The organism is Halomonas terrestris (genome assembly GCF_049166755.1).
Lineage (GTDB): Bacteria > Pseudomonadota > Gammaproteobacteria > Pseudomonadales > Halomonadaceae > Halomonas.
Map to the genome: position 1 here is coordinate 79,876 of NZ_JBMHFZ010000017.1, position 26,005 is coordinate 105,880.

The window sequence follows — 26,005 nt, forward strand, 5'->3', positions numbered from 1 at the left end:
CGTCAAAACCCGAACCGGGGCGGAAACTGGGACAGAGGCGGCTCCTTGGCCAGCCACTCCTCGGCTAGGGCCTCGGCTTGTTCGCGCTGTTCGTCGGTCAGCAGATCATGGCTCCGATCCATGACATTCTTGGCCGTACGGCTATCCGTTTCTTTCGAGACGGCGTGGAGTATGGCCCATCCCTTCACCACATCCTGTTCCTCCACACAGATATCCCCTCGCTCATCGGGATTCAGATAGCACCAGCCAAGATTGATGCGTGAGCCCTGATGGCCGCCTTCCGAAGCCTTGATTCTCCACTCCCAGGCTTCCTCATGGCGCTCCCGCTGACTCAGCAGGGCCGAGAGGCGGTTCATGGCCGGCGGGTAGCCCAGTTCGGCGGCTCGGCGATACCAACCTTCGGCTTCCTCTCGCCGCAGCGCCTCATCGGGGTAATTGCCATAGCCGTCATGAATCAGGTGGCCCATCCGGTACTGGGACTCGGCGTGACCGGCCTCACTGGCACGCTCGAGCCAACTGACGGTCTCCTCCGGCTGGCCGAAAGAATTGTAAACATCGAACAACACGCCCATGGCGGCGGGGTCCCCCGCCTCCGCTAGTGGCAGGGTCGCCTCCAGGGCCGCCTGGCGCCAGTCGTTGCCCTTGCCGGGGCAGACATCCCCCAAGCGACAGGCGCCTCCCTGGTGCAACCGAAGCATGGCGTAGGGCTCGCCGTGCTCGGCGGCACGCCGGTACCACGCCAGCGCCTCGCGGGTCATGCCCATATGCCGGAGCCGGTGAGTCTCGCCGAGGTAGTACATGGCCTCCGCATCACCGGCCTCGGCGGCGGGTTCAAGATAGGGCGGAGCCTGACTCCGAAGATGAGCGTTATAGAGGCGCATGCCCTCGTCCTTGGCGGCTTGGGTCTCGGCATCCAGTGCCCAGCCGCTAATCGGGCTGAACAGCAGAGCAGCAAGAACCAAGGCTTTATATACAGGAATCATTGTGGTTCCTCGTAGATAACGCGCATGCCACCCTGCCCATCGGGCAGGTATTCGCAATGGGCGTCGGCATGTCGGCCCAACGTATTGGCAGCGGCAAGATAAAGATTTCGCGCATCGATGGCATCAGGATTGTCAGTACCCGACTCAATCTGCATAAACCGATCCAAGAGATAGCGGTTACGGCAGTAGCCCAGCCCGCGCACCGCATGGGTGCGCTTGCCGTGACGATCCAGCCGTAGCAGGGCCTTCTCGAACAGCCGGTTCCCCGGATTGGGGCCGGACGCCGGGCGTACCGGCCCGTAGACGCCGCCGAGCACGCCATCGTGAATCCAGCCCACGCAGTTGGCGATGGCCATCTGCTGCAGGTCGCGTGCCTGGGGTTCGCTAAAGCTCGTCTGGATCCCAAGACCGCCAAGGGCACTGTCCGTTGAACTTATCTCAAACGCTCTTGGTGGACTGCTAAGTAGCCAGAGCAGCGCTCCCAGGGCCTCGGGGGTCAGCTGCTGAACCCAGGCACGTAGTTGGCGCTCTTCCTGGCCATCACGGGAGGTCAGCACATAGGCGATCTGGCCGGCGCGGTCCGTCTGCGCCAGCTCATCGCGCAGTTGCCGCAGCCAGGCGCGCCCCTTGGCCATCACCAGACCGGCATTGAGCAGGGTCATCATCAGCACATAGCCGAGGTCGCTGAGCTCATTGAAGGCCTCGTCATCCAGCCAGTCGACCCGTTCGAAACCGCTGGCCACCAGGTCGCGGTGCAGCATGGTCAGCCACAGGTCCAGGTGGCGATTGTCGAGTTCCATGGTCACGCCGCCGCCCACCCCCTTCCCGCAGAACAGGGCGGCCTTGGCCCGCAGCACGAACTTGCCGCCCCGCAGGCCGATATGAAAGTCGGCATTCCCGCCCCAGGCCATGCCGCGTTCGCGGTGCCACGCGACCATGCCCAGGCTGCGCCACTCTTGCAGCTCGTCCAGCCGGTTGCGCCGGGTGAAAGCATCCACCGCCTGGTGCATGGGGGCGCGCATGGCGATGTCCTCGGGCGGTTCCCAGCGCAGCTCGCAGCGATGCTCGATGCCGCCGCGGGCACCCAGGAAGGCATTGAGTTGGCCGCCGATGCCCAGACGGTGCACCGGCTCCTCGGCCGTGATATTGGGCTCGCCATCGAAGGAGAGGCGCAGCGAGCCGGACAGGGCCAGGCTGGCGCCGGCGAAGCCCTTGGCCACGGTCTCCAGGCGCAGGGCATAGCGCCCCAGGTCCAGCTCGCTGCCGTCCTTGAGGGGTAGCCTGGCGTGCAGCGCCTCATCCTCCTCGGGCAGCTCCAGTACGTTCAGGATCAGTTCGCCACGGGCCAGGTGGTAGGCCCCCTTGAGCTTCCATTCGCGGCGCAGGGGGCCATTGGAGCTGGATGCTTCAACGCTGCCCTGCCGGGTCTCCCACTCGCCTTCTGCCGCGCTGGTACCGGCCAGGCGCAGCGGTTCGGGGAAGTCGAGGGTGATCAGCGATGACAGCTCTCCCCGGGTCAGCCCGATCAGGCGCAGGGCCTGGGCCTGGGCGCTGGCGTCGAACAGGCGCAGGGTATCCCTGGCGGGGCCGGTGAACAGCAGGCGCTGCAGGGTTTCGCCCCAGCGGGACCTGGCGTCGTCGCTGGCCAGGCTGGCGATCTCGTAGCCCGCTTCATCGAGATAGGCATAGAGCGCCTCGGGCTGGAACAGGCCCAGGTCGTCGTCGTGCCATTCGCCGCGCCAGTCGATGGGCTCGCAGCCCTTGAGGTCGAGCCAGTGGGAGACCACCGTTTCCGGGGCCTCCCACAGGGTCGCCGGGAGCACGCCGTCAGCGTCGAGCAGCGGTGCGATGCGATTACGCTCGGCAAGGTTCATGTAGTCCATCAGCAGGTGCAGGCTGATATGGCACAACTCGCGCTCGCCACCGGCGGAGGTGAATTCACGCAGTGGCCAGTCGTTGCGGACGAGCATGTCGAGGCGGCGCCTTTCGTAGCCGAAGGCGTTGCGCTCATCGGCCAGGTCGGCCTGCCAGAACAGCACGCGCCTCGGCCTCATGGCCTCCACGGCTTGCCTGGCGCGCTCGTGCAGGGCATCGAGCCGTTCGCTCAGCTCCTGATAACGCTCACGCTCATCGGCAAACAGGAACAGCGGCAGGGCGGCGTGGCCCGCGGTGCCGGTCTGCCACTCCTCCAGCTTGGTCTCCACCGCCGCGAGCAGGTCGGCCTGTTCGCGGAGCAGGTCGTTGTAGTGGTCGAAGTCGCCGACGCCATCCCGCATGGTGGCGCCCGATGCGGAAGGCGTGGCCAGGGCGTATTCCGGCGTGGCGATCCCCAACGCCGCCAGTTTGAGGATACTTTCCAGATAGGCGGCGTAGAGGGTGCCGCTGCGCAGCTCCGCCATGCGGATCATCTCGGCGAGATGGCATTGCGTACTGGCGGCATTGGGCGTCTGCGTCTCGCAGCGCTCCAGGAACGCCTGGTACTCGGCGAGGACCTCCTGCAGGGTGAAGCGCCGCTCGCGGTCGTCATCCGCGGCGCGGTTCACGCCCGGTAGCAGGTCGTGCTGGCGCATGGCCTCCCGGCGGGTGCGACGGTAGGTCTCCAGCGCCTGCTGGATCTCACTCTCCCAGGGGCCGTAGTAGGCATCGCCGTCGACCACATAGCCCGCGTCATGCGCGGCCCGCCGTCCCGCATTGCGCAGGGCGTTCAGCTCATCCTCGAGGCGCCGTATCTCGGTGGCCTGCTGTTGTCGTTGGTAGCGCAACCGGCGTTGACGCTCGTCGGCTTCGCGTTCGACAGGTGGAGGCGAGGTCTCGATGGTGGCATCCAGGCCGCTGTGCCACACGCGTGCCTTGGCCAGTTCCCGTTCCAGCTCGCCGTAGCGGTCGCGGTCGTCCTCGTGGAGGAAGCTGTCGGGGGTGGCCGGCAGGAAGCACTCCATGATCCCGGCCTTCTCGGACAGCGTGGCGTTACGCCGTGCGGGATCCTCGATGCTGGCCCATCGGTGAAGTTCATGGGCGGCCTCGTCGAGATCCTCGGCGACGTCGCGGGTGAGTAGCCAGAATCGCCCGGTGCCGACGAGGTAGAGGATATCGACCCACTCAGGCGGCTGGCAGGGAAAGCGGCGCGCACACTCACGGCCGCCGCCTTCTCGGCTCGGGATGAAAGGTGGCCATTCGGTAGCGGTTCGTTGTGACACTGCGACGCCTCCCCTGCGTCAGTTCACTTCCGTGTGGCGAGCGAACGCCTGCCGTGACGGCTCGGTATGTTGGGGACCCTATGCAAGTCAGCCGGGAAAAGGAATGGAGGAGGGGAAATTGACGAGGGGGCTTACGGTATCATTCGGCAATATCCTACACGGAGTGTACCGGTGGTCACCGTCACTCTCGCGCGTGTCGCGTGGGGAACTGCGCCATGGATTCCTGCTCAGAACGCCTTCTCGAGCTCGAAGCGTGGCACCGGTTCGCCCTGTACTTCCACCGTCTCGGTGAAGTTGTCCAGCGGCCTCACCCAGAGGCCGTACTCGCCGTAGAGGGCGCGGTAGACCACCAGGCGTTCCTCGGTCTCGCTGTGGTGGGCGACGCCGAGCACCTCGTAGCGGTTGCCCTTGTAGTGGCTGTAGATGCCGGGGACGGGAAGCGGATGGGTCATCTGGGGCTCCAGGAGTCAGGAGGAGGGGGCCGGGTCGGCGGCGGCCTGCTTCGCCAGCCGGGCCAGCACCCGGGAAGCGGCGACGAAGCCGAAGCTGCCGGTGACGAAGCTGGCCGCGCCGAAGCCCGCGGCGCAGTCGAGCCGGGTGGCTTCGACGTGGCCGGGCTTCTGCAGGCACACCTCGCCGTCGCTGCCCGGGTAGACCAGCTGTTCGTCAGAGTAGACGCATTCCACCGAGAAGCGCCGCTTCGGGTTGCGCGAGAAGCCGAAGTCGCGGCGCAGCCGCGCGCGCACCTTGGCCAGCAGCGGGTCGTGCTCGGTGCGGGCCAGGTCCGCGACCCGGATGCGGGTCGGGTCGCTCTGGCCGCCGGCGGCGCCGGTCACGGTGATCGGCAGCTTGCGCCGCCTGCACCAGCTGATCAGCGCCGCCTTGGCCAGCACGCTGTCGATGGCGTCGACCACGTGGTCGGCGTCCTCGGGGAGCCGCTCGGCGAGGTTGGTGGGGGTGACGAAGGCGGTGTCGGCCTCCACCTCGATGCCCGGCTGGATGGCCCGACAGCGCTCGGCCAGCACCTCCACCTTGGGGCGGCCGATGGTGCCGTCCAGGGCGTGGAGCTGGCGATTGACGTTGGAGACGCACACATCGTCGAGGTCGATCAGCGTCAGCCGGCCGATGCCGGAGCGTGCCAGTGCCTCCACCGTCCAGCTGCCCACGCCCCCCACGCCGACCACCACCACGTGCGCCTGGCGGAAGCGCTCGAAGGCGCGAGCCCCGTAGAGGCGACGAATGCCGCCGAAGCGCAGGGCGTGATCGTCCGTGGCGGAGGCGTCGATGACGCTGGAGGAGAAGGGCAGGTCGGTCATGGCGGTTCGTGTCGGTCGCGGGTGGTGGAAGGGGAGATCAGCTCGAAGCGTCGAGGTCGGCGAGCGGCCGGGCCAGGCACGCCTCGTCCACCGGCATGTGGCCGGCCCAGCCGAAGCGCCGGAAGAGCGTTGCCATGGTGGCATCCAGGGCGCAGGAAAGCACCAGGCGATGATCCAGCACCGGGTGGTCGAAGGCCAGCCCCACGGCGGCGAGCAGCAGGCGCGGGCAGTCGAGGTGCTCGGCGAAGAAGCGGTTGTGGTTGCCCTTGCCGTGCTTGGCGTCGCCGATGATCGGGTAGCCCCGGTGTGACAGGTGACGGCGGATCTGGTGGCGGCGGCCCGTCGAGGGGCGAGCCTCCATCAGCGAGTAGCGGCTGCGCGGGTAGCGGTCCACCTGCACCGGCAGCTCCACGCTGTCCAGGCGCCTCACCTCGGTCTGTGCCTCCAGTGCCGGCATCTCGGCCTTGGGGCGGCGGCCGTCCTCCTCGCGCAGCGGGTAGTCGAGCCACTCGTGCTCGGGGCCGATGCCGCGCACCACCGCCAGGTAGCGCTTGGCGACCCGGCGTTCGGCGAAGGCGTCGGCCAGCGGCGTGGCGACATCCGGTGACAGCGCGAAGACCATGAGGCCCGAGGTGGGTCGATCCAGCCGGTGCACCGGATAGACCCGCCGGCCGAGCTGGTCGCGCAGCCGTTGCAGCAGGAACTCCCGCGCCCCGCCGGCCAGCGCGGTGCGATGCACCAGCAGGCCCGCCGGCTTGTGCACGGCGACCAGGTGGTCGTCCTGATGGAGGATCGTCAGCGGTGATGCCATCACGGTTCCAGGTGGAGCGAGGCGGGCCATTGTCGCCGTACGGGGCGGCGCTGTCACCCATGCCGGGCAGTGCCCCGTCATGTTCCGGGTGGTGGCGAGGGGCCTGTGCCGTTATCCCGGCGTGGCGACCGGGAGGGCGGGAAAGCGGAACTTGCGGCGGAACTCCCCGGGGCTCAGGCGGGTGATCCGCTTGAAGGTGCGTCGGAAGGCGGCCGACTCCTCATAGCCCACCTGCCAGCTGATCTCGTCCACCGGCTCGTCGCTACCTTCGAGCAGTTGCTTGGCCTTCTCGATGCGCAGGTGCTGCAGGTAGTGCATCGGGGAATAGCCGGTCGCCTGCTTGAAGCGACGGTAGAAGGTGGGGCGGGGGAGTCCGCTGTGACTGGCCATTTCCTCGACCGAGACGGCCCCGGCATCACGGGCATGGAGCCACTCCTGGAGCTGGCGGATGGTGCCGTCGCCGTGATCGGTGGGTGGCACGAAGGGCACGAAGGGCGCCTGGCTGCGGGAGTCCCAGTGGTAGAGCAGGAACTTGCCGATGGCCTGGGCCGCCGTCGGGCTGACATGGCGCGCGATCAGGAAGAGGATCAGGTCCTGCCAGGAGCTGGCGGCCCCCGACATGACCAGCTCGCCACGCTTGCCGGCGACGATCAGCAGCTCGTCGATGCGCAGGCGGATATGGGGGAAGTTGCGCCGGAAGGTCGGGGCGAAGGCCCAGTGGGTGGTGGTATCCAGCCCGTCGAGGAGCCCGGTTTCGGCCAGCAGCAGGGCGCCGGCGCAGGCCGAGCAGAGGTCGGCGCCCTGGTGGTGCATGTGCCGCAGCCAAGCCACCGTGTCCGGATGCTGCCCGGTCTGCCACTCCTGGTTCTCGAACAGCATGGACGCCGTGATCACGATGTCGGTGGCTTCCACCTCGTGCATGGCACGGTGGACCTCGAGGGGCAGGCCACAGGCACTGGGGAAGATGCCGCGCTCCGGGCCGACGATCTCGGCCTCGAAGAGCGGGGCGGCGGCATCCGGCCCCTGGATCACGGCACTGGCCAGGACCAGGGTCTCGTACAGGCCGTGGATGGGGGTGCCGGTGGACTCGGCGGACAGGGCCAGCAGGCTGACCCGCCTGGGGGAAACGCGCCTCTCCATGGTGTTTCAGCCCTGTTGATCAGAATGGGCCGTTTCCGATCAGTCTGGCTCTCGCCGCTGGGCCCCGCAAGGCACATCGTGGGTACGGGAGGAAGGCAGACGCCCCGTCGCCGGACTCCTGTCCACCCATCATGCAACACGAGGAGACGACCATGTTCATCGCCATCCAGCATGACATCCACGATCCGGCCCGCTTCCAGCAGTGTGCCGAGCGGGTCTTTCCGCTGCCGGAGGAACTGCTTGTGCACCAATTCCTCCCCGCCGACGACCTGAGCCAGGCCGTCTGCCTCTACGAGGCCCCGTCGCTTGCGCGGCTGCGCGACTACCTGGAGCCGGTGCTCGGCGACGCCAGCACCCAGCGCTACTTTGCGGTCGCCGAGGAACCGGCGATCGGGCTGCCGGCCCGCCAGCTGGCCGGCGCCTGACGGGCACAGCCCACTGTTCACACGACAAGCGGCATGGGAGGTCATCATGAAAACCACCCTGATCCTCACGACATCGGCATGGCTCATCGCCGGCATGGCGTCCATCGGCACCGCCCACGGCGAGGAGGCCCCGGCCTTCATCCAGGACACCTTCCCCGCCCAGGGGGTCGAGGCCGCCTGGCAGAGCTACCAGGCCGTCTTCCTGGACCCGGACGCCGCCCTGGACACCCGGACCAAGGAGCTCATCGCGCTGGGCGTGGCGGCACAGGTGCCCTGCGACTATTGCGTCTACTACCACGCCAAGGCGGCCCAGGCGCAGGGTGCCAGCGAGGCCCAGATCCAGGAGGCCCTGGCGTCGGCCGCGCTGGTGCGCAAATGGAGCACGATGCTCAACGGCTCGCAGTACGATGCGGAGCAGTGGCGTAAAGAAGTGGATGCCATCTTCCCTGACGAGTGAGGCTCACGGCCAGCTTGATCGTGGCCGTCCGCCCCGTCGGGAGGCCGCTGGCTTCGGCGTCGGCCTCCCGGCCTCGGTATCCACATGGGTCACCCAGGCGAAGCCCGGCACCTCCTGCCTGGCCCACTCGCACGCCGCGGTCAGCGACCGGATCAACTTCCGCTCCTGATAGTGCCTCGCCACTCGCATCTCCCTCGCTACCGATAACTGATGGGCCACCGCCCCGGGCAACAGAGGATACGGGACTCATCTCCCGGCTTCAGCCCGCGGCGGATTCCCGGCCAAGAAAGACCCGCGACGCCTGGCCGGGGGCTCACCAGCGAGCCCTACCCGAACACGGCCCCTCGGCCACCGGAGCCGCGCCCGCAAGCAGATTTACCACGAGACCTCTTGGGTGAGGCCTCGCATCAATGAGGGAGGGCATTTCCGGCCATGGGGTATGAGAAAATGCAAGATTCGAATGGGCAAGGCGTTCGTCTTGACGTACGTACCTAAAGGCGTACACTTGATTGAAAGTTAAACACGCAAGAGGTGCGTCATGACCGGAATCACAGCAACTGAGGCGCGCAGCAACCTTTATCGGTTGATTGACGAGGCTGCTGAATCCCACCAGCCAATTATCATAGCGGGTAAGCGAAACAAAGCCGTCCTGGTTTCCGAGGAAGACTGGTCTGCGATTCAGGAAACGCTTTACCTTCTTTCTGTACCGGGTATGCGGGAGTCTATTCGTGAGGGGATGGACACCTCCGTGGATGAATGCGATGAGGAGTTGGACTGGTGACATGGAAGTTAGTTTACACCAAGCAAGCCCAGAAAGATGCAAAGAAGTTGGCCTCCAGCGGTCTCAAACCAAAAGCCCAGGAACTGTTAACACTGATAGCGGAAGACCCATGCTGTAAGCCGCCACCGTTTGAGAAACTGGTTGGAGATCTCGCGGGAGCCTACTCACGCCGCATCAATATTCAGCATCGGCTGGTTTACCAAGTGCTCGAAGACGAGCGGGTGGTGAAAGTCCTCAGGCTCTGGAGCCACTACGAATAATGCGTAACCAGCCGCTGTTGCCGGACAATTTTCCCACCGCTGCGCGGCTCCAAGATTGCCGCAAAGCTCCGCGTTACATCAGTACATCCTAAACGGCCGTTCCTGGCCGGCTTCCTGATGTTATTAATTGCTTTATTAGCTTGTCTGCAGCCGATCCAGCATTGCCGTGGTACGTGATCCGTGCGCCCGCTAATGTGGGAGGAGGAGCGCGGTGAGGTGCCGTTCTATCTCGGCCACCGTGGCAACGAAAGTCGCGAGGCGCTTGAACAGAGACGGGTCATGAACGATAACCACTACACGCTTGAACCCATTGGGGTGATACATTCCCCGCTCACCAGTCGCAAGGGGGCGCCCCGCCAGGGAGATGAAGGGGCTCCGGAGGTGTGGCTGGAGCTTGATGCTCCGGTGGCGGAAGGGCTTGACGGCATCACGGCTGGTGACGAGCTTATCGTCCTGACCTGGCTTCATCGCGCGCGCCGCGATGTGCTCAAGGTGCATCCACGTCGGAGGCGCGAGGCGTCGTTGATTGGCGTCTTCGCGACACGCTCGCCGGATCGCCCCAACCCCGTGGGGCTGCATCGGGTTGCGGTCCTGGAGGTCGCCGGGCACAGACTGAAGGTTGCGCCCATGGAAGCAATCGACGGGACACCGATCATCGACATCAAGCCTGTGCTCAGAAATATCGAGGAAAGGTGACGGGTGGGCGGGTCGGTGGGGTTCGCCATTGGTATCTACACGCTACCCATCCTGATCGCGCCGCCGCCACCGTCGGTGGAGGAACTGGAGACGGCCAGCCAGCAGGCCGTATACACAGGAAAGTTCCAGCGTGCCCTCGAGGGCAGCGATCTGCTGCACTGGGGGGGGCACTTCAGTTCGTCGAAACCGGGGCAGAGTTCGAGCGTCTCAGGGAGCACATGGTGCGAGTCGTTTGCACGGTTCATCACCGCCGCCCGCTATCGATAGTCGCTGGGCTTGCCCAGCCCGGTAGACACGCCGGCGCTCGAGCCGGTCTGAATCAGCCCCGAACAGTTGGGGGGGCGTGGATCGCTCATGCACATCGCTGCGTGGTTCGTTTCCCGGCTCACGCCATCAACGTTCTGTGGCTGTGCTCCAGCTGACGCTGGGCCTCGGCCAGCGAGTGGGTTTTGCCGCTCCAGGGCAGACGCTCGCCTGCATGGTGGAGGTGGTACTCGACTTCACATCGGCCCTCGTCGTCGAGGACCTCGTAGCGGTGGATCTCGTCGCCGAACTCGTTGCGCCACCAGTCGGCAGGGAACCTGGTCCAGTACATGACATCACCTCCACGGGCGCCCCAGCGCCAGGATGCTCCAGTTCACAACAGCGCACTTGTGCTCGGCTTTGATCTCGTCTGCTCGACGGGCTTAACGCGCCGCCTCGAGCTTGTCGATCATGCTGATACCCCTACGCACTGCCGACGTCGCCATTTGGATACATATAGAGACCGTGCGACAACATCTGGTAACATTCAGTCTAGTAAAATTGCAGCAGCTTGCCCACTCGAATCTTGCGCTTTTTCATTCCTCACGGCTTGAAAGGCGGATCGCCGTTGATGCACTGCTGCAGCCTCGAGGTCTGGTGGTAGATCTGCTTGCGGGCGCGGTTCTGGCCCTTGGGCAAGATCATCTAATGTTATCCCGAGGAGGCACGACGGCGGCCCGCGGTTTTCGCGCTTCAGCGCCTTGATCCGCTAATGCTCGGAGGTTGTGGTGCCTTCACGGCGACCCGCCGGACCCCACTCCGCAGGGTTTCCGGCGTGAGGGCAATGGCGCCGATGGCCGCCCACTGCGAGGGGGAGTCGGCCTCGTGGTCGAAGACCATGCGAACCGCCCGCTGGCATACCTCGGGGGAGTATCGTTCTTATGTGCTCATGGCTCCATCCTCTCAAGGTTTGGAACCTCCGGGAATCCCGGTACGGTTCACGGCTTCATTGGAGAACGCGCGGGGTAGGGCGGTAGCGCGAAGCCAGACGTGCTTTTCAGGCGGTACCATTTGCCGCGTTGCTCTCTCTTGTAGTGGCGGTGCCAATCGGAAGGCCTTGCTGGTGATTTCCTCAGCAGGGCGTTCTTTTCGAGCTATTCTTAAAGGCGGTGCACGGTTCGCCGGGTGGCTCCGGTTTGGCCGCGCGGTCGTGCTGACAGGTCATCCGGTCGCTGGCGGCATCGGCCGCAGGGCCGGGTTTGAGCGCATTAACTGTAACGAAAAGAAGATTCTAACTTGGCGCTGGAGGCTACCGTGAAAAGCGCTACTCGCTTACCCCGAATCCTCAGCTCTGCGTTAGGCATAAATTAGCGATGATAGTATCCAGATTATAACTACAAAGGAAGAAAGTGAATGGCCACGCATATAGTTCTCGTGAACTTCACGGATCAAGGAGTTAAAAACGTCAAGACGTCGCCGGATCGTGTCGACTCTTTCGAAAAAATAGCCGGAGACCTTGGAGTAAAGGTTGAGAGCGCGCACTACACTACGGGACCTTTCGATATAATCCTGCTCTTGGACGGCGCCGACGAATCTGTAGCAACCGCTGTCCTGGGGGCGGGAACTACCGGTAATGTTCGTACGCAAGTTCTACGTGCATTTTCCGCTGACCAAATGCGAGAAATCGTAAGTGAGTTATCCTAGCTATTCATGTCGGAGGCGCCTGAGACGAATAAGGATCAGGTCGTGATAGCGAAGCGAGCCACCCCCTGCAAGGTGGTTTCGGCCAGGGTAATGCGACGAAAGTTGGCCATTCTGCCCCCTTCAATCGCGCAGAAAATCTTCGCTTGAATGTTCGAAGTGACCAGACAAGGGCAGTATTGAGAAGACTTGCCGGGGTGGAGGGACGATCTGCGCATCTGGCCCCTCAGCCGCCAGGCGTGATCGCGTCGTCGACCCGCACCCGGACATAGGAACCCGGCGCCTCCTCGATGGGGGGAAAGCGCCCGCCACCGGGCTCGCGGGCGGGCACCTGGCCGCCGGCATGGCGCTGGACCCAGCTGCGCCATGCCGGCCACCAGGAGCCCGGGTGGTGGGTGGCCGAGGCCAGCCAGCGCTCGGGATCCTTCGGCAGGTGGCCATAGGTTCGGTAGCCATACTTCGGCGAGCCGGCGGGGTTGATGACCCCCGCGATATGGCCGGAGCCGCCGAGCAGGAAGCGGGGTCGCCCGCCCAGCAGGTGCGCGCCGCGGTAACTGGACTGCCAGGGCGCGATGTGATCCTTCTCGGTCGCCACGAAGAACGTCGGGATGCGCACCTTGCCCAGATCGATGGCTTCCCCCGCCAGGGTGATGCCCCCGGGTTCGGCGAGGCGGTTCTCCAGGTACATGTTGCGCAGGTAGAAGCTCTGCATGCGCCGCGGCATGCGGGTGGAGTCGGAATTCCAGTAGAGCAGGTCGAAGGCCTGGGGCTCCCGGCCGAGCAGGTAGTTGTTGATCACGAAGCCCCAGATCAGGTCGGCGGACTGCAGCAGGTTGAAGGCGTTGGAGAGGTGCGTGCCCTCCAGGTAGCCGCGTTGTGCCATGTGCTGCTCGATATAGCGGATCTGCTCCTCGTCGATGAACACCTCCAGCGGCCCCACCTCGCTGAAGTCGAGCAGGGTGGTGAAGAAGGTGGCGCTGTGCACCCGCGCATCGCCCCGGGCGGCCTGATGCGCCAGGGTGCTGGCCAGCAGGGTGCCGCCGATGCAGTAGCCGATGGTGTTGAGCGTCTCCTCCCCGGTGACCTCCGCCACCACCTCCATGGCCTTGAGGGTGCCCTGGGTGAGGTAGTCGTCGAAGGCCACCTCGGCATAGCGTTCGTCCGGATTGACCCAGGCGATGACGAACACCGTCATGCCCTGTTCGACGGCCCAGCGGATGAAGGAGCGCTGCGGGGTCAGGTCCAGGATGTAGAACTTGTTGATCCAGGGCGGGACGATCAGCAGCGGCCGGCGGTCGACCTCCTCGGTGGCCGGCGCGTATTGAATGAGCTGCATCAGCTCGTTCTGGTAGATGACCTTGCCCGGGGTCACCGCGATGTTCTTGCCCAGCTCCAGCCCGGCCGAATCGCTCTGCTTGATGCGCAGCAACCCCTCGCCCCGGGCCAGGTCCTCCATCAGGTTGGCCATGCCCTGCAGCAGGTTGGCGCCGCCGGTGCGCACCGTGGCCTCGATCACCTCCGGGTTGGTGGTGGCGAAGTTGCTGGGGGCGAGGGCGTCCATCAGCTGGCGGGCATAGAACTCGACCTTCACCCGCTCGTCGTGGTCCAGCTCCTCGGTGACCTCGTGCACCCCCTTCAACCACTGCTCGGCGGTCAGCTGGTAGGCCTGGCGGAGCATGTCGAAGAAGAGGTTCTCCTCCCAGCCCTTGCCCTTGAAGCGCCTGTCTCGCGGGGCGGGCTCGAGCGCCGGTGACGGCGCCTCGCCGAACAGGCGCTGGGTGGTGTTCTGCCACAGCGTCGTGTAGCCCTGCCACAGCTGCTGCTGGACCTCCAGGGCGCGATGCGGCTGCAGCAGGAACTGCTGGCCCAGGCGGGTCATGGCCTTGGCCGCGACTGCCGGGTCGGGCAGGGTGAAGTGGTCCCCGCGCGCCTGGCGCTCGAGCCAGCCCTGCCAGGCCCGGGACGACCCGGTCGACAATCGCGCGAGGGTCTCGGCATAGCGCTGCGCCAGCTCGTCGGCTGGCGTCTCATGGGGTGGTGTCGCCTGATCGCCTGATTTCGCTGACGACGGTTTCTGGTCATTCATCGCCTTGCCCCTTGGTGAGTGCTGCTCGAAAGCTGAGTCGTCCGGATTATGGCCGGCAGCAGACCGACGAGCCGGGGCCGATGCACTGCCGCCACCTACTGTTTCAGTATCGTAGGGGCTGGGTGAGACGCAACCGTCGCGCCCTGGCTGGGGTGGGGGGCCTTCATCGGGCCCCGGGTGGCGGGCCGTTGGGCCGCCACCCGGCTACGCTTGTGGTAGGGGCAAGGAGTCTTCCAGGAGGCGAACGTGGACGAGGACCTGGCCAGGATGACCCGCGAGGAGCTGCTGGACGAGGTCAAAAAGCTGCGGCAGGCGATCCGCGAGCATCGCGACTGCAGCGGGCACGACCTCTGCTGGCATCACCCGGCGCTCTGGCGCCTGCTGCCCGAGCAGACGGATCCGCTGCCGGTGGTGCCGGAATGGCCGGCGTTCATGCGGGGCTGCATCAAGTATCGTGAATCCCTGGACGAGCAGGCGCCCGACGCCCCGCGCTCTGACGAGCCCTATCGGGAGTGATCGCCAGAGAGGGACGTCATCCATACCCGCCGGACGGGGAGGAGGTCACCATGCTCGGCGCCATCGCCGGCGATATCATCGGCTCGGTGCACGAAGGGGCGGGCACCAAGCACCGGGACTTTCCGCTGTTCACGCCGTACAGCACCTTCACCGACGACAGCGTGCTCTGCGTGGCGGTGGCCGAGGTGCTGCTGCACGGCGGGGATTTCGTCGATGCCTACCACGACTATTCTGAGGGTGGCCGCACCTCTGGGGCGTCGATAAGGCGGAGAGTGGCGTGACGGCGGGAACTCCCTCGTTGCCTGTTGCGTCCCTGTGGTCGCCGGGGCTCCCGGCGCATCGCAACCGGACCCGAGAACGCAGGGGGATGTCATGATCATTGCACGCTGGTATTGCCAGGCCCGCTTCGGGCACAAGCAGGAACTGATCGAGAAGACCCGGGAGTGGTGGTCGACCATCGGACGCGAGATCGGCCAGACCGACTACACCATCACCACCGGCAGCGTGGGCGCCGCCGAGTCGGCGGTCGCCGTGGACCTGCGGGTGGCGGACATGGCCACGCTGAATGCCCAGTGGGACAAGCTCGCCGAGCGCGCCGATCACCGGGAGTGGGGCAAGGCGATCGAGCCCCTCGTGGTGAGCGGCTCCACCCGTTGGGAGATCTATCGCGTGGTGGAGTGAGCCCCACCCCGATGAGAGGGATCAGGCGGTGGACGGGATGGCCAGCCGCCGGACCTCCACATGGGAGAGCCAGGGCAGATCGCGGGCGCCGGCCTCCAGCTCGGTCACCACGGCCTGGCTCTCCAGGGGAGCCTGCTCGTCCAGGCAGGCCACCACCGTCACCGCGCCGTCCAGGTAGTGCAGTTCCAGGTCACGTAGCCAGGGCCAGGCGGCCAGGGGCGACCAGCGCGCGGCGAGGGCCGCTTCCACCTCGGGGCGCAGCGGCAGCCCGGGGAAGCGACTGGGATCCCCTTCGCCGGCGTCGTCCTCCGGATCGATGTGGAAGGTCAGGTCGGTGAGGGCGGGATAGGCGCGGCGCAGCCGGCGGCTCACCTCGTTGCCGATCTCGTGGCCCTCCGAGACGCTGATGCGCGGTGACACCACCACATGGAGGTCGACCATGGTGCGACCGGCCGACTGGCGGGTCCTCAGGTCGTGGACGCCCTCCACCCCCGGCACGCCCAGCGCCAACTCGCGCATCGCCTCCTGCTGCGGCACCGGCAGGGCGGTATCCACCAGCTCCCGGCCCGACTCCCACAGCAGGTCCCAGCCCACCTTGCCGACCAGCAGCCCCACGATCACCGCGGCCACCGTATCCAGCCAGCCATGGCCGAGCTGGGTGCCGACCAGGGCCACCAGCACCACCGCGGTGGAGAGCACGTCGGAGCGGGAGTGCCAGGCGTTGGCCTCGAGCAGCCGCGACCGGCAGCGGCGTGCCACGCGCATGGTCAGGTGGAAGAGGGCCTCCTTGGCCAGCAGGCTGACCAGGGCCAGCAGCATGGCCCAGTAGCCGGGGGGCGGGATCTCGGCCGCCGAGAGGAGCCGCTCCACGCTGGACCAGGCGATGGCCCCGGCCACGAAGATCAGCACGCTGCCCAGGAAGAGCGTGGCCAGGGTCTCGATGCGGCCGTGGCCGTAGGGGTGGTCGTGGTCCGGGCCCTGGCTGCCGTAGTGGGTGGCCGCCAGCACGAAGCCGTCGGTGATCAGGTCCGCGAAGGAGTGGATGCCGTCGGCGATCAGCGCCGCTGAGCCGACCAGCACCCCGCCGATGACCTTGGCCAGGCCGACGATGGCGTCGACCCAGATGGCCAGCAGGGTGATGCGTCGACTGTCACGGGTCTTCTGGTGGTTGCTGATCTCGGGGACGTTGCTCTGCATGATCGTGGACCAGGCCTCGGGCGACGCGGTCGGCGGGCGCGGGTCGCCTTCCTGTTGTCGATATACTGCAACGCAAAAGGGTACCGAAAAGGTACTCTTTTGTGCAACGGGCCAGGGTTGATGTCGCGGATGTCCTGAGCCACTGTGCCAGGTTCCCAATCCCTGAAGTTGAAGTCGTGGAGGAGCCAGCATGACGTCCACCGTACTGATCACCGGCGCCAACCGCGGCGTCGGCCTCGCCCTGGCAAGCCACTACCGAAATGCCGGCCGGGAGGTGATCGGCGTCTGTCGTGGCAGCGGCGATGATACCGCCGAGCTTCGCCAGGTCGCCACCCGGGTCATCGAGGGCATCGACGTGACCCGCGCCGAGGACGTCGCGCGCCTCGCCGCGGAGCTCGAGGGCCAGCGCCTCGACCTGCTGATCAACAACGCCGGCCTGCTCAAGGACGAGCGCCTGGGCGAGATCGACTTCGATTCGATCCGCGCGCAGATGGAGGTCAACGCCTATGCGCCGCTGCGCGTCACCGAGGCGCTGCTCGGCTGCCTGGGGGAGGGCAGCAAGGTGGCCAACGTCTCCAGCCGCATGGGCTCCATCGCCGACAACGACTCCGGCGGCCGCTACGGCTATCGCGCCTCCAAGGCGGCGCTCAACGCCTTCGGCAGGTCCCTGGCCATGGACCTGGCGCCCCGCGGCATCGCCGTGATCCAGCTCCACCCGGGCTATGTGCAGACCCGCATGGTCAACTTCGGTGGCCTGATCCCTCCCGAGGAGGCGGCCGAGGGCATCGCCGAGCGCATCGAGGCGCTGACCCTGGAGACCACCGGCAGTTTCTGGCACAGCAACGGCGAGCCGCTGCCCTGGTAGTCCCCGGGTAGCGCTATGCTGAAGGCGAACGAGGCGCCCTCCCTCTCGCGAGCCAAGGAGACCATCCATGCTGGAATTCATCCCCCACCCGGCGGGCCATGTCGTGGCGATGCGTGTCGGCGGAATCGTCACGGCGCAGGAGCTGCAGCGCGCCATCGACGCCATCGAGGCCGCCAAGCGGGATCATCCGGTGATCAGCCTGGTGGCGGAACTCGACGACCTGCGCTGGATGACGCTGACCGCCCTGCTCAAGGATGTCGGATACGGCCTGACCCAGCTCGGCGACCTCGACCGCTACCACCGGGCCGCCGTGATCACCGACAAGGAGTGGCTCAAGCATATCGCCCACCTGGAGGACCGACTGTTCAGGGCCCTGGAGATTCGCACCTTCTCCACCCGCGAGCACGCTGCCGCCATGGCGTGGGTCGGCGAACTGCCCAAAGGCGCCCACGAAGACCCCGAGGAGGATGGCTATCACGGGGCGTGATAGCGTATGGAGGTTCACTCAACTGGCGGGCAGCCCATGTCTCCTGAAAGTGCGCTTCTCTACCTCGTAGCCATCTTCGTCTTCGCCGTGACCCCGGGCCCCGGGGTCTTTGCCCTGCTGGCCCGGGGCGTGGCATCCGGTGCGCGCGCCTGCGTGCCCCTGGCCCTGGGCATGACCCTGAGCGACCTGATCTACCTGCTGCTGGCCTTTTACGGCCTGGCGGCCATCGCCGAGAACTGGGGCGAGGCCTTTACGGTGATCCGCTACCTGGGCGCCGCCTACCTGCTCTACCTGGGCTGGAAGATGTGGACCGCTCCGGTGGAGGCCGAGCCTCGGGCTCCCGAGCAGCGGCCGGTCGACGCCATGAAGGGCTTCCTGCAGGGCTTTCTGATCTCGGCCTCCAACCCCAAGGTGATCCTCTTCTACATCGCCTTCCTGCCCACCTTTATCGACCTCACCGTTCTGGATGGCCGTGCTATGGGGCTGGTGGTCGGCCTCACGTTCGTCGGGCTGATGTCGGGCCTGATGCTGGTGGCCTCCGGTGCCTCCAGCGCCCGCCGCTTCCTGCAGACCGAGCGCGCCATGAAGGGCGCCAACCGCTCCGCGGGCTCGCTGATGGCCGCCGCCGGTGCCTTCCTTATCGCCAAGGGGTAAGGGCGGCATGAAATGGGTGCTTCGTCACTTCATGCGGATTTGGCCTGATCGAGCAGGCGACCCACACGGCGTTATTCTGCACCTGCCGCTGTGAGCCTGGTTCCACTTGCCCGGCGGTGCGAGAGAGCCGAGACTCTGCGAAGCGAATTTCAAAGAGGTCCAGCCATGCCCCGCACCACTCTGACGCTGCTATTCCTGCTGCTGTTTACCGGCTCGGTGCTGGCGTCCACGACACATCACTCTCCCTCTCCCTATGCTGGTTTCGAGGATCGAGCGATCAAGAGCCTCTCGGAGGATGACATCGAGGAACTGCGCCGTGGCGGCGGTTGGGGGCTGGCGTTGCCGGCGGAGCTCAACGGTGTGCCGGGACCGGCGCATCTGCTGGAGTTAAGAAACGAGATTCCCCTGGAAGTGGAGCAGGTCGCAGCGATCGAGTCGCTCTTCAGGGTGATGCGCGAGGAGGCGATTCCCGCCGGCGAGCGCCTGATCGAGGCAGAGCGCGCCATCGAACAGGCCTTCGCGGAGCGACGCCTCGACGAAGCGCGCCTCCAGGAGCTGTTGCAAGACGCCGAGGCGGCCCGCACCGAATTGCGCTTCGTGCATCTCGCCCGGCATCTCGACACCCTGGAAATCCTGACGGACGATCAGGTGGCGCGTTACAACCAGCTGCGGGGCTATGCCGATACTCAGTCCGATCCCTGTGACGGCGTGCCTGAGGGTCACGACCCGGGGCTCCACCGCCAACACATGGGCTGTGGCTGATGTGCGACGCGGCAGGCCACGACCTTGCCCCGCGCCTGCGAGAGCTGCTGGATGGCCTGTCCGAGGCGGTGCCGATCACCTACCAGCAGGCCGTTGAGGCGCTGGGCCTCGCTGGCGTCAGGGTGGCCCTGAAGCATCAGAATACGTCGACTCATCTCTCCTCAGAGGCGGGAACGGTCCATTACGATGATTCCCCCTCCTCCATGACTTCCTCGATCCACTCCAGCCAGGTCTCGGTCAGGCGCTGGCCGAGGCGCAGCGTATGCAAGGGGGCGCGCTGGGCGGGCGTCAGGGCCTGGGGATCGGCGAACGACGCCCGTTCGATGGCGGCGTAGGTTTCCAGGCGCTCCCTGAGCTGCTCGCGCAGGGCGGCGAGCTCCTGTCGCCGGGCATCGGCGGGCCAGTGCTCCCAGGCGAAGAACTTGGCAAACAGCGGCTGACGCACCGGGCTGGCGGCCAGGGGCTCGGCCAGCCAGGTCTCCAGGACCTCTCGGCCAGCCGCGGTGAGGTGGTAGACCTTGCGGTCGGGGCGCTCGGCCTGGGGCACCGTCTCGCAGGTCAGCAGCCCATCGCCACGCATGCGGTCGAGCTCCCGGTAGAGCTGCTGGTGGCCGGCCTGCCAGACGTGGGCCAGGCCGGCCTTGAAGCGCTGCAGGATGTCGTAGCCGGTGCCGGGCCGCTGGGTCGCCACCCAGCTGGGCCTGTGGTGAAGGGCAAGGCATCTTCCGGGAGGCGAAAGCCGCCGACCACCACGGCGGCGTGTCGCTCGGCTACAGCCCTCCCCACCATGGTCGGCTCGCCTTGCAGCGCACAATTCGCCATGCTGGGGCTTCACGCCGCCCGGAGTCCGCCCATGAAGCTCTCGCCCGCCTATCGCCTCGCCGCCACCGTGCTGCACGGCTTCGACGAGTACCGCTCGCGTTTCAAGCAGATCACCTCCGATGCGAGCCGGCGCTTCTGCGAGGCGGCCTGGCGTGAAGCGCAACAGGCGTCGGCGGAGCGCATCAACCTCTACGAGGAGAAGGTCAACGAGACCCGCGACCGGCTGCAACGCACCTTCGATGACGATGTCCTCATCCACTGCGAGCGCTGGCGCGAGGCCAAGCGCCACTACGCCGAGCTGATCAGTCAGCGGCTCGACTACGAACTGGCCGAGACCTTCTTCAACTCGATGTTCTGCTCGCTCTTCCACCACCGGCATATCCGCAACGACTGGATGTTCGTCTACAGCTCCCGGGAGGATGCGGCGCATCACTCCGGGATCGACCTGTGCCGCCGCCATGCGGTGTCCGGCGACTGGGAGGGAGCGCTGCGCTGGTCCCTGGCCGAGGCGCCCTTCCAGACGCCCTTCGTCGACATGGAGCGGGATGTCCGGCTGGGGGGCGATTTCCTGCGCGGCCACCTGCCGGCGGCGATCCGCATGGCCGAGGATGCCGAGGTGGAGCTGCTCAAGAGCGTCTTCTATCGCAACAAGGGGGCCTACCTGGTGGGCCGTATCCGCGGCGGGGGCGAGCAGGTGCCGCTGGTTCTGCCGGTGCTCCACGACGAGGGCCAGGGCCTGCATCTGGATACGGTGATCATCGAGCCCGACGAGATCTCGATCATCTTCTCCTTCACCCGCGCCTACTTCCAGGTCGAGGTCCAGGTGCCGGGCGAGTTCGTCGACTACCTGCAGCAGCTGATGCCGGGCAAGCCCGAGGGCGAACTCTATGCCGCCATCGGCTTCTTCAAGCACGGCAAGACCGAGTTCTTCCGGGCCCTGAATCGCCATGTGGCGAAGCGCGAGGACCAGTTCATCATCGCACCCGGGGTACGCGGCATGGTGATGGCGGTGTTCGTGCTGCCGTCGTATCGCACCGTGTTCAAGATCATCAAGGACCGTTTCGACCCCACCAAGGAGATGAGTCGCGAGAACGTCCGCGAGAAGTACCGCCTGGTCAAGCGGCATGACCGGGTGGGGCGCATGGCCGATACCCAGGAGTTCTCCCACTTCATCACCCGCCGCGACCATTACGATCCCGAGTGCCTGGCTCACCTGCTGGAGGTGGCCCCCTCCTCGGTCTACCTCAAGGGCGACAAGGTGATCATCAAGCACTGCTACACCGAGCGCATGATGACGCCGCTGAACCTCTACCTGGAGCAGTGCGACGAGGCCGAGACCCGCGCGGTGCTCAAGGACTACGGCAACGCCATCAAGCAGATGGCGGCAGCCAACATCTTCCCCGGCGACATGCTGCTGAAGAACTTCGGGGTGACCCGCCATGGGCGGGTGATCTTCTACGACTACGACGAGATCTGCTATCTCACCGAGTGCAACTTCCGGCACATCCCCGAGCCCCTGTATCCCGAGCAGGAGCTGGCGGACGAGCCTTGGTACTCCGTCGGCCCCAATGATATTTTCCCCGAGGAGTTCGGGCCCTTCCTGTTCGCCGACATCCGGCTGCGCAAGCTCTTCTACCAGCTCCACCCGGAGCTCTTCGATGCCGACTACTGGAAGGGGCTGCAGCAGGCCATCCTCGACGGGCGGGTGATCGACGTCTACCCCTATCGCAACAAGCAGCGCTTCGCCGGCAGCGACGGCAATGGCCTGGTCTACTGAGCGCAAGCCACGAGACGACAATGGCAGGAATCTCCATGGGTGAGCCGCATCGCCCCCACCTGGTGGTGCTGACCGGCGCCGGCATCAGCGCCGAGAGCGGTATCCAGACCTTCCGCGCCAGCGACGGCCTGTGGGCCGACCATCCCATCGAGGAGGTCGCCACCCCCGAGGCCTGGCGGCGCGACCCCGAGCGGGTGCTGCGCTTCTACGACCAGCGCCGCGACCAGGTACGTCGGGCTCGGCCGAACGCGGCCCACAAGGCGCTGGCGGCACTGGAGAAGCGGGGCTTCCGGGTCAGCATCATCACCCAGAACATCGATGACCTGCACGAGCGCGCCGGCTCGCGCAACGTGCTGCACCTGCACGGCGAAATCCTCAAGGCGCGCTCGACGGTCGACCCGCGCATGCACTACCCGCTGCCCCGCGGCGGCATCGCCGTGGGCGACCTGTGCGACAAGGGCAGCCAGCTGCGCCCCGATGTCGTCTGGTTCGGCGAGGCCGTGCCGCACTTCGCGGATGCCTGCGAGATCGTCGGTGAGGCGGACCTGCTGCTGGTGGTGGGGACCTCGCTGGCGGTGATGCCGGCCGCCTCACTGCTTGATCAGGCGCCGTTCGATGCTCCCTGCGTGCTGGTCGACCCCGAGGCCCATGTCCTGGCGCCACCCGGCGTCACCCGGCTCAACCAGTTCGCCGGCAAGGGAGTGCCGGCCCTGGTGCGCCACTGGCAGCGCGAGGGGCGGCTGTGGGTACCGGAGACCCTGCTGGACTGATTCTTCCGGCACGGGTCCGCGTGCTAGAATGTGCCCCCCTTGCTGCCACCTTGCCGAGCCATGTCGTACGACGCATCGAATCGCCCCCCCGGCCGGGACCCCGAAGCCGCGCCTTCCACCGGCACCGCGATCTCCCGTGATCCCGCGACGGGGCATGTCCGCCCTCCGCGGCGCGAATTCAAGGCCCGCGGCAGCTTCGTGGTGCGCTGCAAGGGGTGCAACCTGCCCGAGCTCAACTGCCTCTGCCCCTACCGGGTCGAGGCGGAAAGCGTAGCCAGGGTATGGCTGCTGACGCACCCTCTGGAGCACCACAAGCCGACCAATACCGGGCGCCTGATCCGCGACGTGTTGCCCGATACCGAGGTCTTCACCTGGTACCGCACGGTGCCGGACGAGCGATTGCTGGCACGGCTCGAGGACGCACGCTTCGCCCCCTTCGTCATCTTCCCGGACGATCAGCCGGACTATGCCGACCGGGTGGTGGACATCGAGGCGGTGGCGGGAGCGAAGCGCCGGGGGCGAATCCCGGTCTTCATTCTCCTCGACGGTACCTGGCGCCAGGCGCGGCGCATCTTCCGCAAGAGCCCCTACCTCGACCGGCTGCCGGTGCTGCCCCTGGCCACCGATCGCCTGACCCGCTACCGGCTGCGCAAGCCGGCATCCGCCGCCCACCTCTGTACCGCCGAGGTGGCCGCCGAGCTGCTGCGACAGAGCGGTGACGTCGTCGCCGCCGAGACCCTCGACGACTACTTCGACGCCTTCAACGACAGCTACGCCGCCAGCCGGCGCTTCGAGAAGCTCGAGACGCCGACGGCGGCGATGCAGCGCCTGTTGGAAAGAACCGTTCGGTAAGTGGTCGGCTCGTGCCTCCGCTGGCGCGAACGTCGGGTCGCGCGCCGGGCGGCCACGGCCTCACTCCTGGTGCTTGCCAAGGATCCAGTCGACCAGCTGCTCGGCTTCTTCCTCGCTCACCTCGGCACGCTCATGGGGCTCTGGCATGACCGCTGACCCCCAATGTTTCTCGCCCCCCATCATCACGACATCGATCAGGTATTCCCGCATCTCGGTTCCCGAGTATTTCGCGGCGATACTCGTGAAGCCTGGTGCCCTCGGCGTGTCATCTTCCCGCGCGTGGCAGCTCAGGCACTGTTTCTCCTCCGCCAGCTGCCGCATGTCCTCGGGTTCTGCAGAGGCAGACGAAGCTCCCAGGAACAGGAAGCTGAGCGTCAAGGATAGGATGGCCGTTTTCATGTGATTGTCCCCCGTGTTCATCCGGATGCTCGCTATGGAAGGTGGTCTGATCGAGGCTGCAACAGCGGTGCCCACGGGGTCGCCGTCACACTGTCTTGAACATAGGTCAGCTGGCCATGAGCCGGGGGCTGCTTTCTCTCATACTCGTTCCCGACCACGCCCTGCTTGCGAAGCGGCGTGATACGCCTCCCTCCTGATGCGACTTCATCGGCCGCCTGTTCCGTGAAGCTCGGGGTGGCAGTGCCTCTGGTTTACCAGATGGCACTGCCCTCATGCCAAGATATGCCCTCCCATCCGAAATTCCCCGGAAGCATTGCCCTGATTGCATGCCCTCGTCGGGCTCTTGCGTAGAAAAAATATCTATATATAACAGGTATTTAAGATAATGCTCGCTTCCGTTTTCCTGCCGGCGGACTGAAACGGGTTGACAGTGAGCGGACGGGTGGCTAGCTTGAATCCCATAACTGGTTAACCAGATATCTGGTTAACCAAGGGCTGTATATCCGGAAACGCATGGTACCGCGCATGGAAAAGTCGAACCTGTTCAAGGCCGTACGGACACCGGACCTATCCGATCTGGTCGCTCGCCAGATTCGGACGCTGGTGGTGGACGGGAAACTGCTTCCCGGGGAGAAGTTGCCGTCGGAGAGGGAGCTTGCAAGCCGTTTCGAAGTGGGACGGGGCTATGTGCGTAGCGCAATCCAGAAACTGGAGTTCTATGGCCTCGTCAAGACCTACCCGCAGCGGGGGACCATCGTCGAGGGGGTCAGCAATGTGGGCCTGCGCCGTCTATGCAGCGACATGCTGGGGCTGGAAGAGATGCCGTTGGCGGTGGTGAGTGAGCTGCGCAAGATTCTCGAGGTCAATGCCGCTCGCCTGGCGGCGCAACGGGCGAGCCCGGAAGACACCGCAAGAATACGGCGAGCATGGCAGGCCCATGGCCAGAAAGTCGAAGCCGGCGGTCCCGCGATGAGTGAAGACTCGGCTTTTCACAATGCCATTGCAAAGGCCTCGGGCAACCCGATGCTGGCAGCCTTCATACAGATACTTTCCGAAGAGATCATCAACCTGACAATCGACTATGACGCTTGCCGTGATAGTCGTCCCGTCGAGGCAATGAAAGAGCACGAAGCAGTACTGCTGGCGATAGAAGCTGGTGATATTGCTGCTGCAGGGCAAGCCATGACCAGACACCTGACTTCATCGGACCAGCAGTATGGCTTTGAGTCGGCAGGTGCCGAGGAGGAGGCCAAGGTGACTGTGGCAGGCCTTGGAGTGCAGCTGCAAGGAAGCGAGTGACAGGCAGGAGAATAACGACAAATTCGGTGCGGACAAAGCCCGCGACTGTAAAGCAGAAAAGCTAGAGGAAAACAATCATGCGACAGAAGAATGCCGTGCTGGCAACAACCGTGGCCGCAACTCTTTTCACCATGGGCGCTGCTCATGCCAGTGCCACGGAAATCCGCTTGGCGCACACCCAGGCTGCAGACCTGGCATCGGAAATCCATACAGCGTCATGGATCTTCAAGAACTACGTCAACGATTTCTCGAATGACCTCAATGTAAGGGTGTACGCAGATAATGCCCTTGGTGAAGAACGGGAAGTATACGAGGGGATGCAGCTGGGGTCTGGCGCCACTTGCATGATAAGTGGCACGGCTATCCTGAGTAACTTCACGGATAGAATCGCGGTACTGGATCTTCCGTTCCTTTGGAAAGATTATGACCATGTGGCTCGGGTGCTGGATGGCGAAGTAGGCCAGGAGATCGCGGCAGACCTGGAAGATTCCGGGCTCAAGGTTCTGGGCTACCTCAATAGCTGGGGATACCGGAATGTCTACACGGCAGATACCGAAGTCACTTCACCTGACGATCTTCAGGGGTTGAGTCTGCGCACGATTCCAACCCCGGTCTACGAGTCTGCCATCGAGCTGATGGGCGCCAATCCCGTGCCCATGGACTTCGGTGAGGTTTATACTTCAATGCAGACCGGAGTGCTGGACGGATACGAGCACGGAGCGTCCGTCACCAAGGCTCAGGGGTACTACGAGGTGGCCAATTATGCAGCAATCACGGAGCACCTCTTCGGTCCCCTGGTCTTCGCTTGCTCCCAGTCCCAGTGGGAGG

Annotated in this window: 29 protein-coding genes; 18 read left to right on the forward strand and 11 right to left on the reverse strand. The window is 65.5% G+C overall.

The genetic code is table 11. The annotated features are described in order from the left end of the window. Positions 1–2 precede the first annotated feature (2 nt). The 6 genes from ACOMD9_RS15505 to ACOMD9_RS15530 form a co-directional block, all read right to left on the reverse strand. Positions 3–983, reverse strand: coding sequence for a tetratricopeptide repeat protein (locus tag ACOMD9_RS15505; RefSeq protein WP_421416640.1), 981 nt, complete (start codon positions 981–983; stop codon positions 3–5). Further along, positions 980–4,180 carry a hypothetical protein gene (locus tag ACOMD9_RS15510; protein ID WP_421416641.1) on the reverse strand — a complete coding sequence of 1,067 codons (3,201 nt, stop codon included), beginning with the start codon at positions 4,178–4,180 and terminating at the stop codon, positions 980–982. The genes ACOMD9_RS15505 and ACOMD9_RS15510 overlap by 4 nt, the downstream gene beginning before the upstream one ends. A 227-nt stretch (positions 4,181–4,407) precedes the next feature. Further along, a complete protein-coding gene (locus ACOMD9_RS15515; RefSeq protein WP_421416642.1) occupies positions 4,408–4,632 on the reverse strand; it encodes a DUF1653 domain-containing protein in 225 nt (74 codons plus the stop codon). Between the two features lie 15 nt (positions 4,633–4,647). Continuing rightward, entirely contained in the window at positions 4,648–5,496 is an 849-nt protein-coding gene (gene tcdA, locus ACOMD9_RS15520) for a tRNA cyclic N6-threonylcarbamoyladenosine(37) synthase TcdA (protein ID WP_421416645.1), read from the reverse strand. A gap of 37 nt (positions 5,497–5,533) precedes the next feature. Then, a complete protein-coding gene (locus tag ACOMD9_RS15525) occupies positions 5,534–6,307 on the reverse strand; it encodes a pseudouridine synthase (RefSeq protein WP_421416646.1) in 774 nt (257 codons plus the stop codon). Positions 6,308–6,418: 111 nt separating this feature from the next. After that, a complete protein-coding gene (locus ACOMD9_RS15530; RefSeq protein ID WP_421416648.1) occupies positions 6,419–7,447 on the reverse strand; it encodes a GlxA family transcriptional regulator in 1,029 nt (342 codons plus the stop codon). A 152-nt stretch (positions 7,448–7,599) separates the two neighbouring features. On the opposite strand from ACOMD9_RS15530, the gene ACOMD9_RS15535 reads away from it, so the two are divergent. The 5 genes from ACOMD9_RS15535 (at position 7,600) to tsaA (ending at position 10,066) form a co-directional block, all read left to right on the forward strand. Next, a complete protein-coding gene (locus ACOMD9_RS15535) occupies positions 7,600–7,872 on the forward strand; it encodes a hypothetical protein (RefSeq protein ID WP_421416650.1) in 273 nt (90 codons plus the stop codon). Positions 7,873–7,918: 46 nt separating this feature from the next. Further along, positions 7,919–8,329 carry a carboxymuconolactone decarboxylase family protein gene (locus tag ACOMD9_RS15540; RefSeq protein WP_421416651.1) on the forward strand — a complete coding sequence of 137 codons (411 nt, stop codon included), beginning with the start codon at positions 7,919–7,921 and terminating at the stop codon, positions 8,327–8,329. A 538-nt stretch (positions 8,330–8,867) separates the two neighbouring features. Then, the gene (locus tag ACOMD9_RS15545; protein WP_421416652.1) at positions 8,868–9,110 is read left to right on the forward strand and encodes a type II toxin-antitoxin system Phd/YefM family antitoxin; all 243 of its coding nucleotides are present in this window, start codon (positions 8,868–8,870) and stop codon (positions 9,108–9,110) included. Then, a complete protein-coding gene (locus ACOMD9_RS15550; protein WP_421416654.1) occupies positions 9,107–9,370 on the forward strand; it encodes a Txe/YoeB family addiction module toxin in 264 nt (87 codons plus the stop codon). The genes ACOMD9_RS15545 and ACOMD9_RS15550 overlap by 4 nt, the downstream gene beginning before the upstream one ends. A gap of 216 nt (positions 9,371–9,586) precedes the next feature. After that, positions 9,587–10,066 (forward strand): tRNA (N6-threonylcarbamoyladenosine(37)-N6)-methyltransferase TrmO, encoded by a 480-nt coding sequence (gene tsaA / locus ACOMD9_RS15555; protein ID WP_421416657.1) that lies wholly within the window; start codon positions 9,587–9,589, stop codon positions 10,064–10,066. Positions 10,067–10,451: 385 nt separating this feature from the next. On the opposite strand, the gene ACOMD9_RS15560 is transcribed toward tsaA, so the two are convergent. After that, positions 10,452–10,661, reverse strand: a complete 210-nt coding sequence (locus ACOMD9_RS15560; protein ID WP_421416660.1) for a hypothetical protein — start codon at positions 10,659–10,661, stop codon at positions 10,452–10,454. A 1,061-nt stretch (positions 10,662–11,722) separates the two neighbouring features. Between ACOMD9_RS15560 and ACOMD9_RS15565 the strand changes: the two genes are divergently transcribed. Then, positions 11,723–12,013, forward strand: coding sequence for a GYD domain-containing protein (locus ACOMD9_RS15565; protein ID WP_421416663.1), 291 nt, complete (start codon positions 11,723–11,725; stop codon positions 12,011–12,013). 223 nt (positions 12,014–12,236) lie between these two features. On the opposite strand, the gene ACOMD9_RS15570 is transcribed toward ACOMD9_RS15565, so the two are convergent. Beyond that, the gene (locus tag ACOMD9_RS15570; RefSeq protein ID WP_421416666.1) at positions 12,237–14,096 is read right to left on the reverse strand and encodes a PHA/PHB synthase family protein; all 1,860 of its coding nucleotides are present in this window, start codon (positions 14,094–14,096) and stop codon (positions 12,237–12,239) included. 246 nt (positions 14,097–14,342) lie between these two features. On the opposite strand from ACOMD9_RS15570, the gene ACOMD9_RS15575 reads away from it, so the two are divergent. From ACOMD9_RS15575 to ACOMD9_RS15585, 3 genes are all read left to right on the forward strand, one after another. After that, entirely contained in the window at positions 14,343–14,612 is a 270-nt protein-coding gene (locus tag ACOMD9_RS15575; protein WP_421416669.1) for a hypothetical protein, read from the forward strand. Between the two features lie 50 nt (positions 14,613–14,662). Further along, complete coding sequence (locus ACOMD9_RS15580) at positions 14,663–14,893, forward strand: hypothetical protein (RefSeq protein WP_421416672.1); 231 nt, start codon at positions 14,663–14,665, stop codon at positions 14,891–14,893. Positions 14,894–14,984: 91 nt separating this feature from the next. Further along, positions 14,985–15,293, forward strand: coding sequence for a hypothetical protein (locus tag ACOMD9_RS15585; RefSeq protein WP_421416673.1), 309 nt, complete (start codon positions 14,985–14,987; stop codon positions 15,291–15,293). A gap of 21 nt (positions 15,294–15,314) precedes the next feature. On the opposite strand, the gene ACOMD9_RS15590 is transcribed toward ACOMD9_RS15585, so the two are convergent. Next, entirely contained in the window at positions 15,315–16,490 is a 1,176-nt protein-coding gene (locus ACOMD9_RS15590; protein WP_421416676.1) for a cation diffusion facilitator family transporter, read from the reverse strand. A gap of 190 nt (positions 16,491–16,680) precedes the next feature. Here ACOMD9_RS15590 and ACOMD9_RS15595 point away from each other — a divergent pair, with 190 nt between their 5' ends. The 4 genes from ACOMD9_RS15595 (at position 16,681) to ACOMD9_RS15610 (ending at position 19,258) form a co-directional block, all read left to right on the forward strand. After that, positions 16,681–17,355 (forward strand): SDR family oxidoreductase, encoded by a 675-nt coding sequence (locus tag ACOMD9_RS15595; RefSeq protein ID WP_421416679.1) that lies wholly within the window; start codon positions 16,681–16,683, stop codon positions 17,353–17,355. Between the two features lie 67 nt (positions 17,356–17,422). Next, positions 17,423–17,842: a SpoIIAA family protein gene (locus tag ACOMD9_RS15600; protein ID WP_421416681.1), complete on the forward strand. Its 420-nt coding sequence runs from the start codon at positions 17,423–17,425 to the stop codon at positions 17,840–17,842. A gap of 36 nt (positions 17,843–17,878) precedes the next feature. Continuing rightward, positions 17,879–18,496 carry a LysE family translocator gene (locus tag ACOMD9_RS15605; protein ID WP_421416682.1) on the forward strand — a complete coding sequence of 206 codons (618 nt, stop codon included), beginning with the start codon at positions 17,879–17,881 and terminating at the stop codon, positions 18,494–18,496. A 165-nt stretch (positions 18,497–18,661) separates the two neighbouring features. Continuing rightward, complete coding sequence (locus ACOMD9_RS15610) at positions 18,662–19,258, forward strand: Spy/CpxP family protein refolding chaperone (RefSeq protein WP_421416684.1); 597 nt, start codon at positions 18,662–18,664, stop codon at positions 19,256–19,258. 181 nt (positions 19,259–19,439) lie between these two features. Here ACOMD9_RS15610 and ACOMD9_RS15615 read toward each other — a convergent pair whose 3' ends face one another. Next, positions 19,440–19,949: a PadR family transcriptional regulator gene (locus tag ACOMD9_RS15615; RefSeq protein ID WP_421416686.1), complete on the reverse strand. Its 510-nt coding sequence runs from the start codon at positions 19,947–19,949 to the stop codon at positions 19,440–19,442. Positions 19,950–20,111: 162 nt separating this feature from the next. Here ACOMD9_RS15615 and aceK point away from each other — a divergent pair, with 162 nt between their 5' ends. Genes aceK through ACOMD9_RS15630 form a run of 3 tightly spaced genes read left to right on the forward strand, consistent with a single transcriptional unit; the run spans position 20,112 to position 23,479 of the window. Further along, positions 20,112–21,857, forward strand: coding sequence for a bifunctional isocitrate dehydrogenase kinase/phosphatase (gene aceK, locus ACOMD9_RS15620; RefSeq protein ID WP_421416689.1), 1,746 nt, complete (start codon positions 20,112–20,114; stop codon positions 21,855–21,857). A gap of 35 nt (positions 21,858–21,892) precedes the next feature. Continuing rightward, positions 21,893–22,627, forward strand: coding sequence for an SIR2 family NAD-dependent protein deacylase (locus tag ACOMD9_RS15625; protein ID WP_421416691.1), 735 nt, complete (start codon positions 21,893–21,895; stop codon positions 22,625–22,627). A 60-nt stretch (positions 22,628–22,687) separates the two neighbouring features. Then, positions 22,688–23,479 (forward strand): tRNA-uridine aminocarboxypropyltransferase, encoded by a 792-nt coding sequence (locus tag ACOMD9_RS15630; RefSeq protein ID WP_421416694.1) that lies wholly within the window; start codon positions 22,688–22,690, stop codon positions 23,477–23,479. Positions 23,480–23,539: 60 nt separating this feature from the next. Here the strand turns inward: ACOMD9_RS15630 and ACOMD9_RS15635 are convergent, their stop codons facing one another. Further along, positions 23,540–23,878 carry a c-type cytochrome gene (locus tag ACOMD9_RS15635; protein ID WP_421416695.1) on the reverse strand — a complete coding sequence of 113 codons (339 nt, stop codon included), beginning with the start codon at positions 23,876–23,878 and terminating at the stop codon, positions 23,540–23,542. A gap of 525 nt (positions 23,879–24,403) precedes the next feature. Here ACOMD9_RS15635 and ACOMD9_RS15640 point away from each other — a divergent pair. Then, positions 24,404–25,177: a FadR/GntR family transcriptional regulator gene (locus ACOMD9_RS15640; RefSeq protein ID WP_421416698.1), complete on the forward strand. Its 774-nt coding sequence runs from the start codon at positions 24,404–24,406 to the stop codon at positions 25,175–25,177. A gap of 77 nt (positions 25,178–25,254) precedes the next feature. After that, the coding region (locus ACOMD9_RS15645; RefSeq protein WP_421416699.1) for a TRAP transporter substrate-binding protein at positions 25,255–26,005 on the forward strand (751 nt) is incomplete at its 3' end.

Bases quoted from the DNA above. Each gene is read 5' to 3' on its own strand.
- ACOMD9_RS15505 (WP_421416640.1), bottom strand. From the start codon at position 983: ATGATTCCTGTATATAAAGCCTTGGTTCTTGCTGCTCTGCTGTTCAGC.
- ACOMD9_RS15515 (WP_421416642.1), bottom strand. From the start codon at position 4,632: ATGACCCATCCGCTTCCCGTCCCCGGCATCTACAGCCACTACAAGGGC.
- tcdA (WP_421416645.1), bottom strand. From the start codon at position 5,496: ATGACCGACCTGCCCTTCTCCTCCAGCGTCATCGACGCCTCCGCCACG.
- ACOMD9_RS15525 (WP_421416646.1), bottom strand. From the start codon at position 6,307: ATGGCATCACCGCTGACGATCCTCCATCAGGACGACCACCTGGTCGCC.
- ACOMD9_RS15530 (WP_421416648.1), bottom strand. From the start codon at position 7,447: ATGGAGAGGCGCGTTTCCCCCAGGCGGGTCAGCCTGCTGGCCCTGTCC.
- ACOMD9_RS15535 (WP_421416650.1), top strand. From the start codon at position 7,600: ATGTTCATCGCCATCCAGCATGACATCCACGATCCGGCCCGCTTCCAG.
- ACOMD9_RS15540 (WP_421416651.1), top strand. From the start codon at position 7,919: ATGAAAACCACCCTGATCCTCACGACATCGGCATGGCTCATCGCCGGC.
- ACOMD9_RS15545 (WP_421416652.1), top strand. From the start codon at position 8,868: ATGACCGGAATCACAGCAACTGAGGCGCGCAGCAACCTTTATCGGTTG.
- ACOMD9_RS15560 (WP_421416660.1), bottom strand. From the start codon at position 10,661: ATGTACTGGACCAGGTTCCCTGCCGACTGGTGGCGCAACGAGTTCGGC.
- ACOMD9_RS15565 (WP_421416663.1), top strand. From the start codon at position 11,723: ATGGCCACGCATATAGTTCTCGTGAACTTCACGGATCAAGGAGTTAAA.
- ACOMD9_RS15570 (WP_421416666.1), bottom strand. From the start codon at position 14,096: ATGAATGACCAGAAACCGTCGTCAGCGAAATCAGGCGATCAGGCGACA.
- ACOMD9_RS15580 (WP_421416672.1), top strand. From the start codon at position 14,663: ATGCTCGGCGCCATCGCCGGCGATATCATCGGCTCGGTGCACGAAGGG.
- ACOMD9_RS15585 (WP_421416673.1), top strand. From the start codon at position 14,985: ATGATCATTGCACGCTGGTATTGCCAGGCCCGCTTCGGGCACAAGCAG.
- ACOMD9_RS15590 (WP_421416676.1), bottom strand. From the start codon at position 16,490: ATGCAGAGCAACGTCCCCGAGATCAGCAACCACCAGAAGACCCGTGAC.
- ACOMD9_RS15595 (WP_421416679.1), top strand. From the start codon at position 16,681: ATGACGTCCACCGTACTGATCACCGGCGCCAACCGCGGCGTCGGCCTC.
- ACOMD9_RS15600 (WP_421416681.1), top strand. From the start codon at position 17,423: ATGCTGGAATTCATCCCCCACCCGGCGGGCCATGTCGTGGCGATGCGT.
- ACOMD9_RS15605 (WP_421416682.1), top strand. From the start codon at position 17,879: ATGTCTCCTGAAAGTGCGCTTCTCTACCTCGTAGCCATCTTCGTCTTC.
- ACOMD9_RS15610 (WP_421416684.1), top strand. From the start codon at position 18,662: ATGCCCCGCACCACTCTGACGCTGCTATTCCTGCTGCTGTTTACCGGC.
- aceK (WP_421416689.1), top strand. From the start codon at position 20,112: ATGAAGCTCTCGCCCGCCTATCGCCTCGCCGCCACCGTGCTGCACGGC.
- ACOMD9_RS15625 (WP_421416691.1), top strand. From the start codon at position 21,893: ATGGGTGAGCCGCATCGCCCCCACCTGGTGGTGCTGACCGGCGCCGGC.
- ACOMD9_RS15630 (WP_421416694.1), top strand. From the start codon at position 22,688: ATGTCGTACGACGCATCGAATCGCCCCCCCGGCCGGGACCCCGAAGCC.
- ACOMD9_RS15635 (WP_421416695.1), bottom strand. From the start codon at position 23,878: ATGAAAACGGCCATCCTATCCTTGACGCTCAGCTTCCTGTTCCTGGGA.
- ACOMD9_RS15640 (WP_421416698.1), top strand. From the start codon at position 24,404: ATGGAAAAGTCGAACCTGTTCAAGGCCGTACGGACACCGGACCTATCC.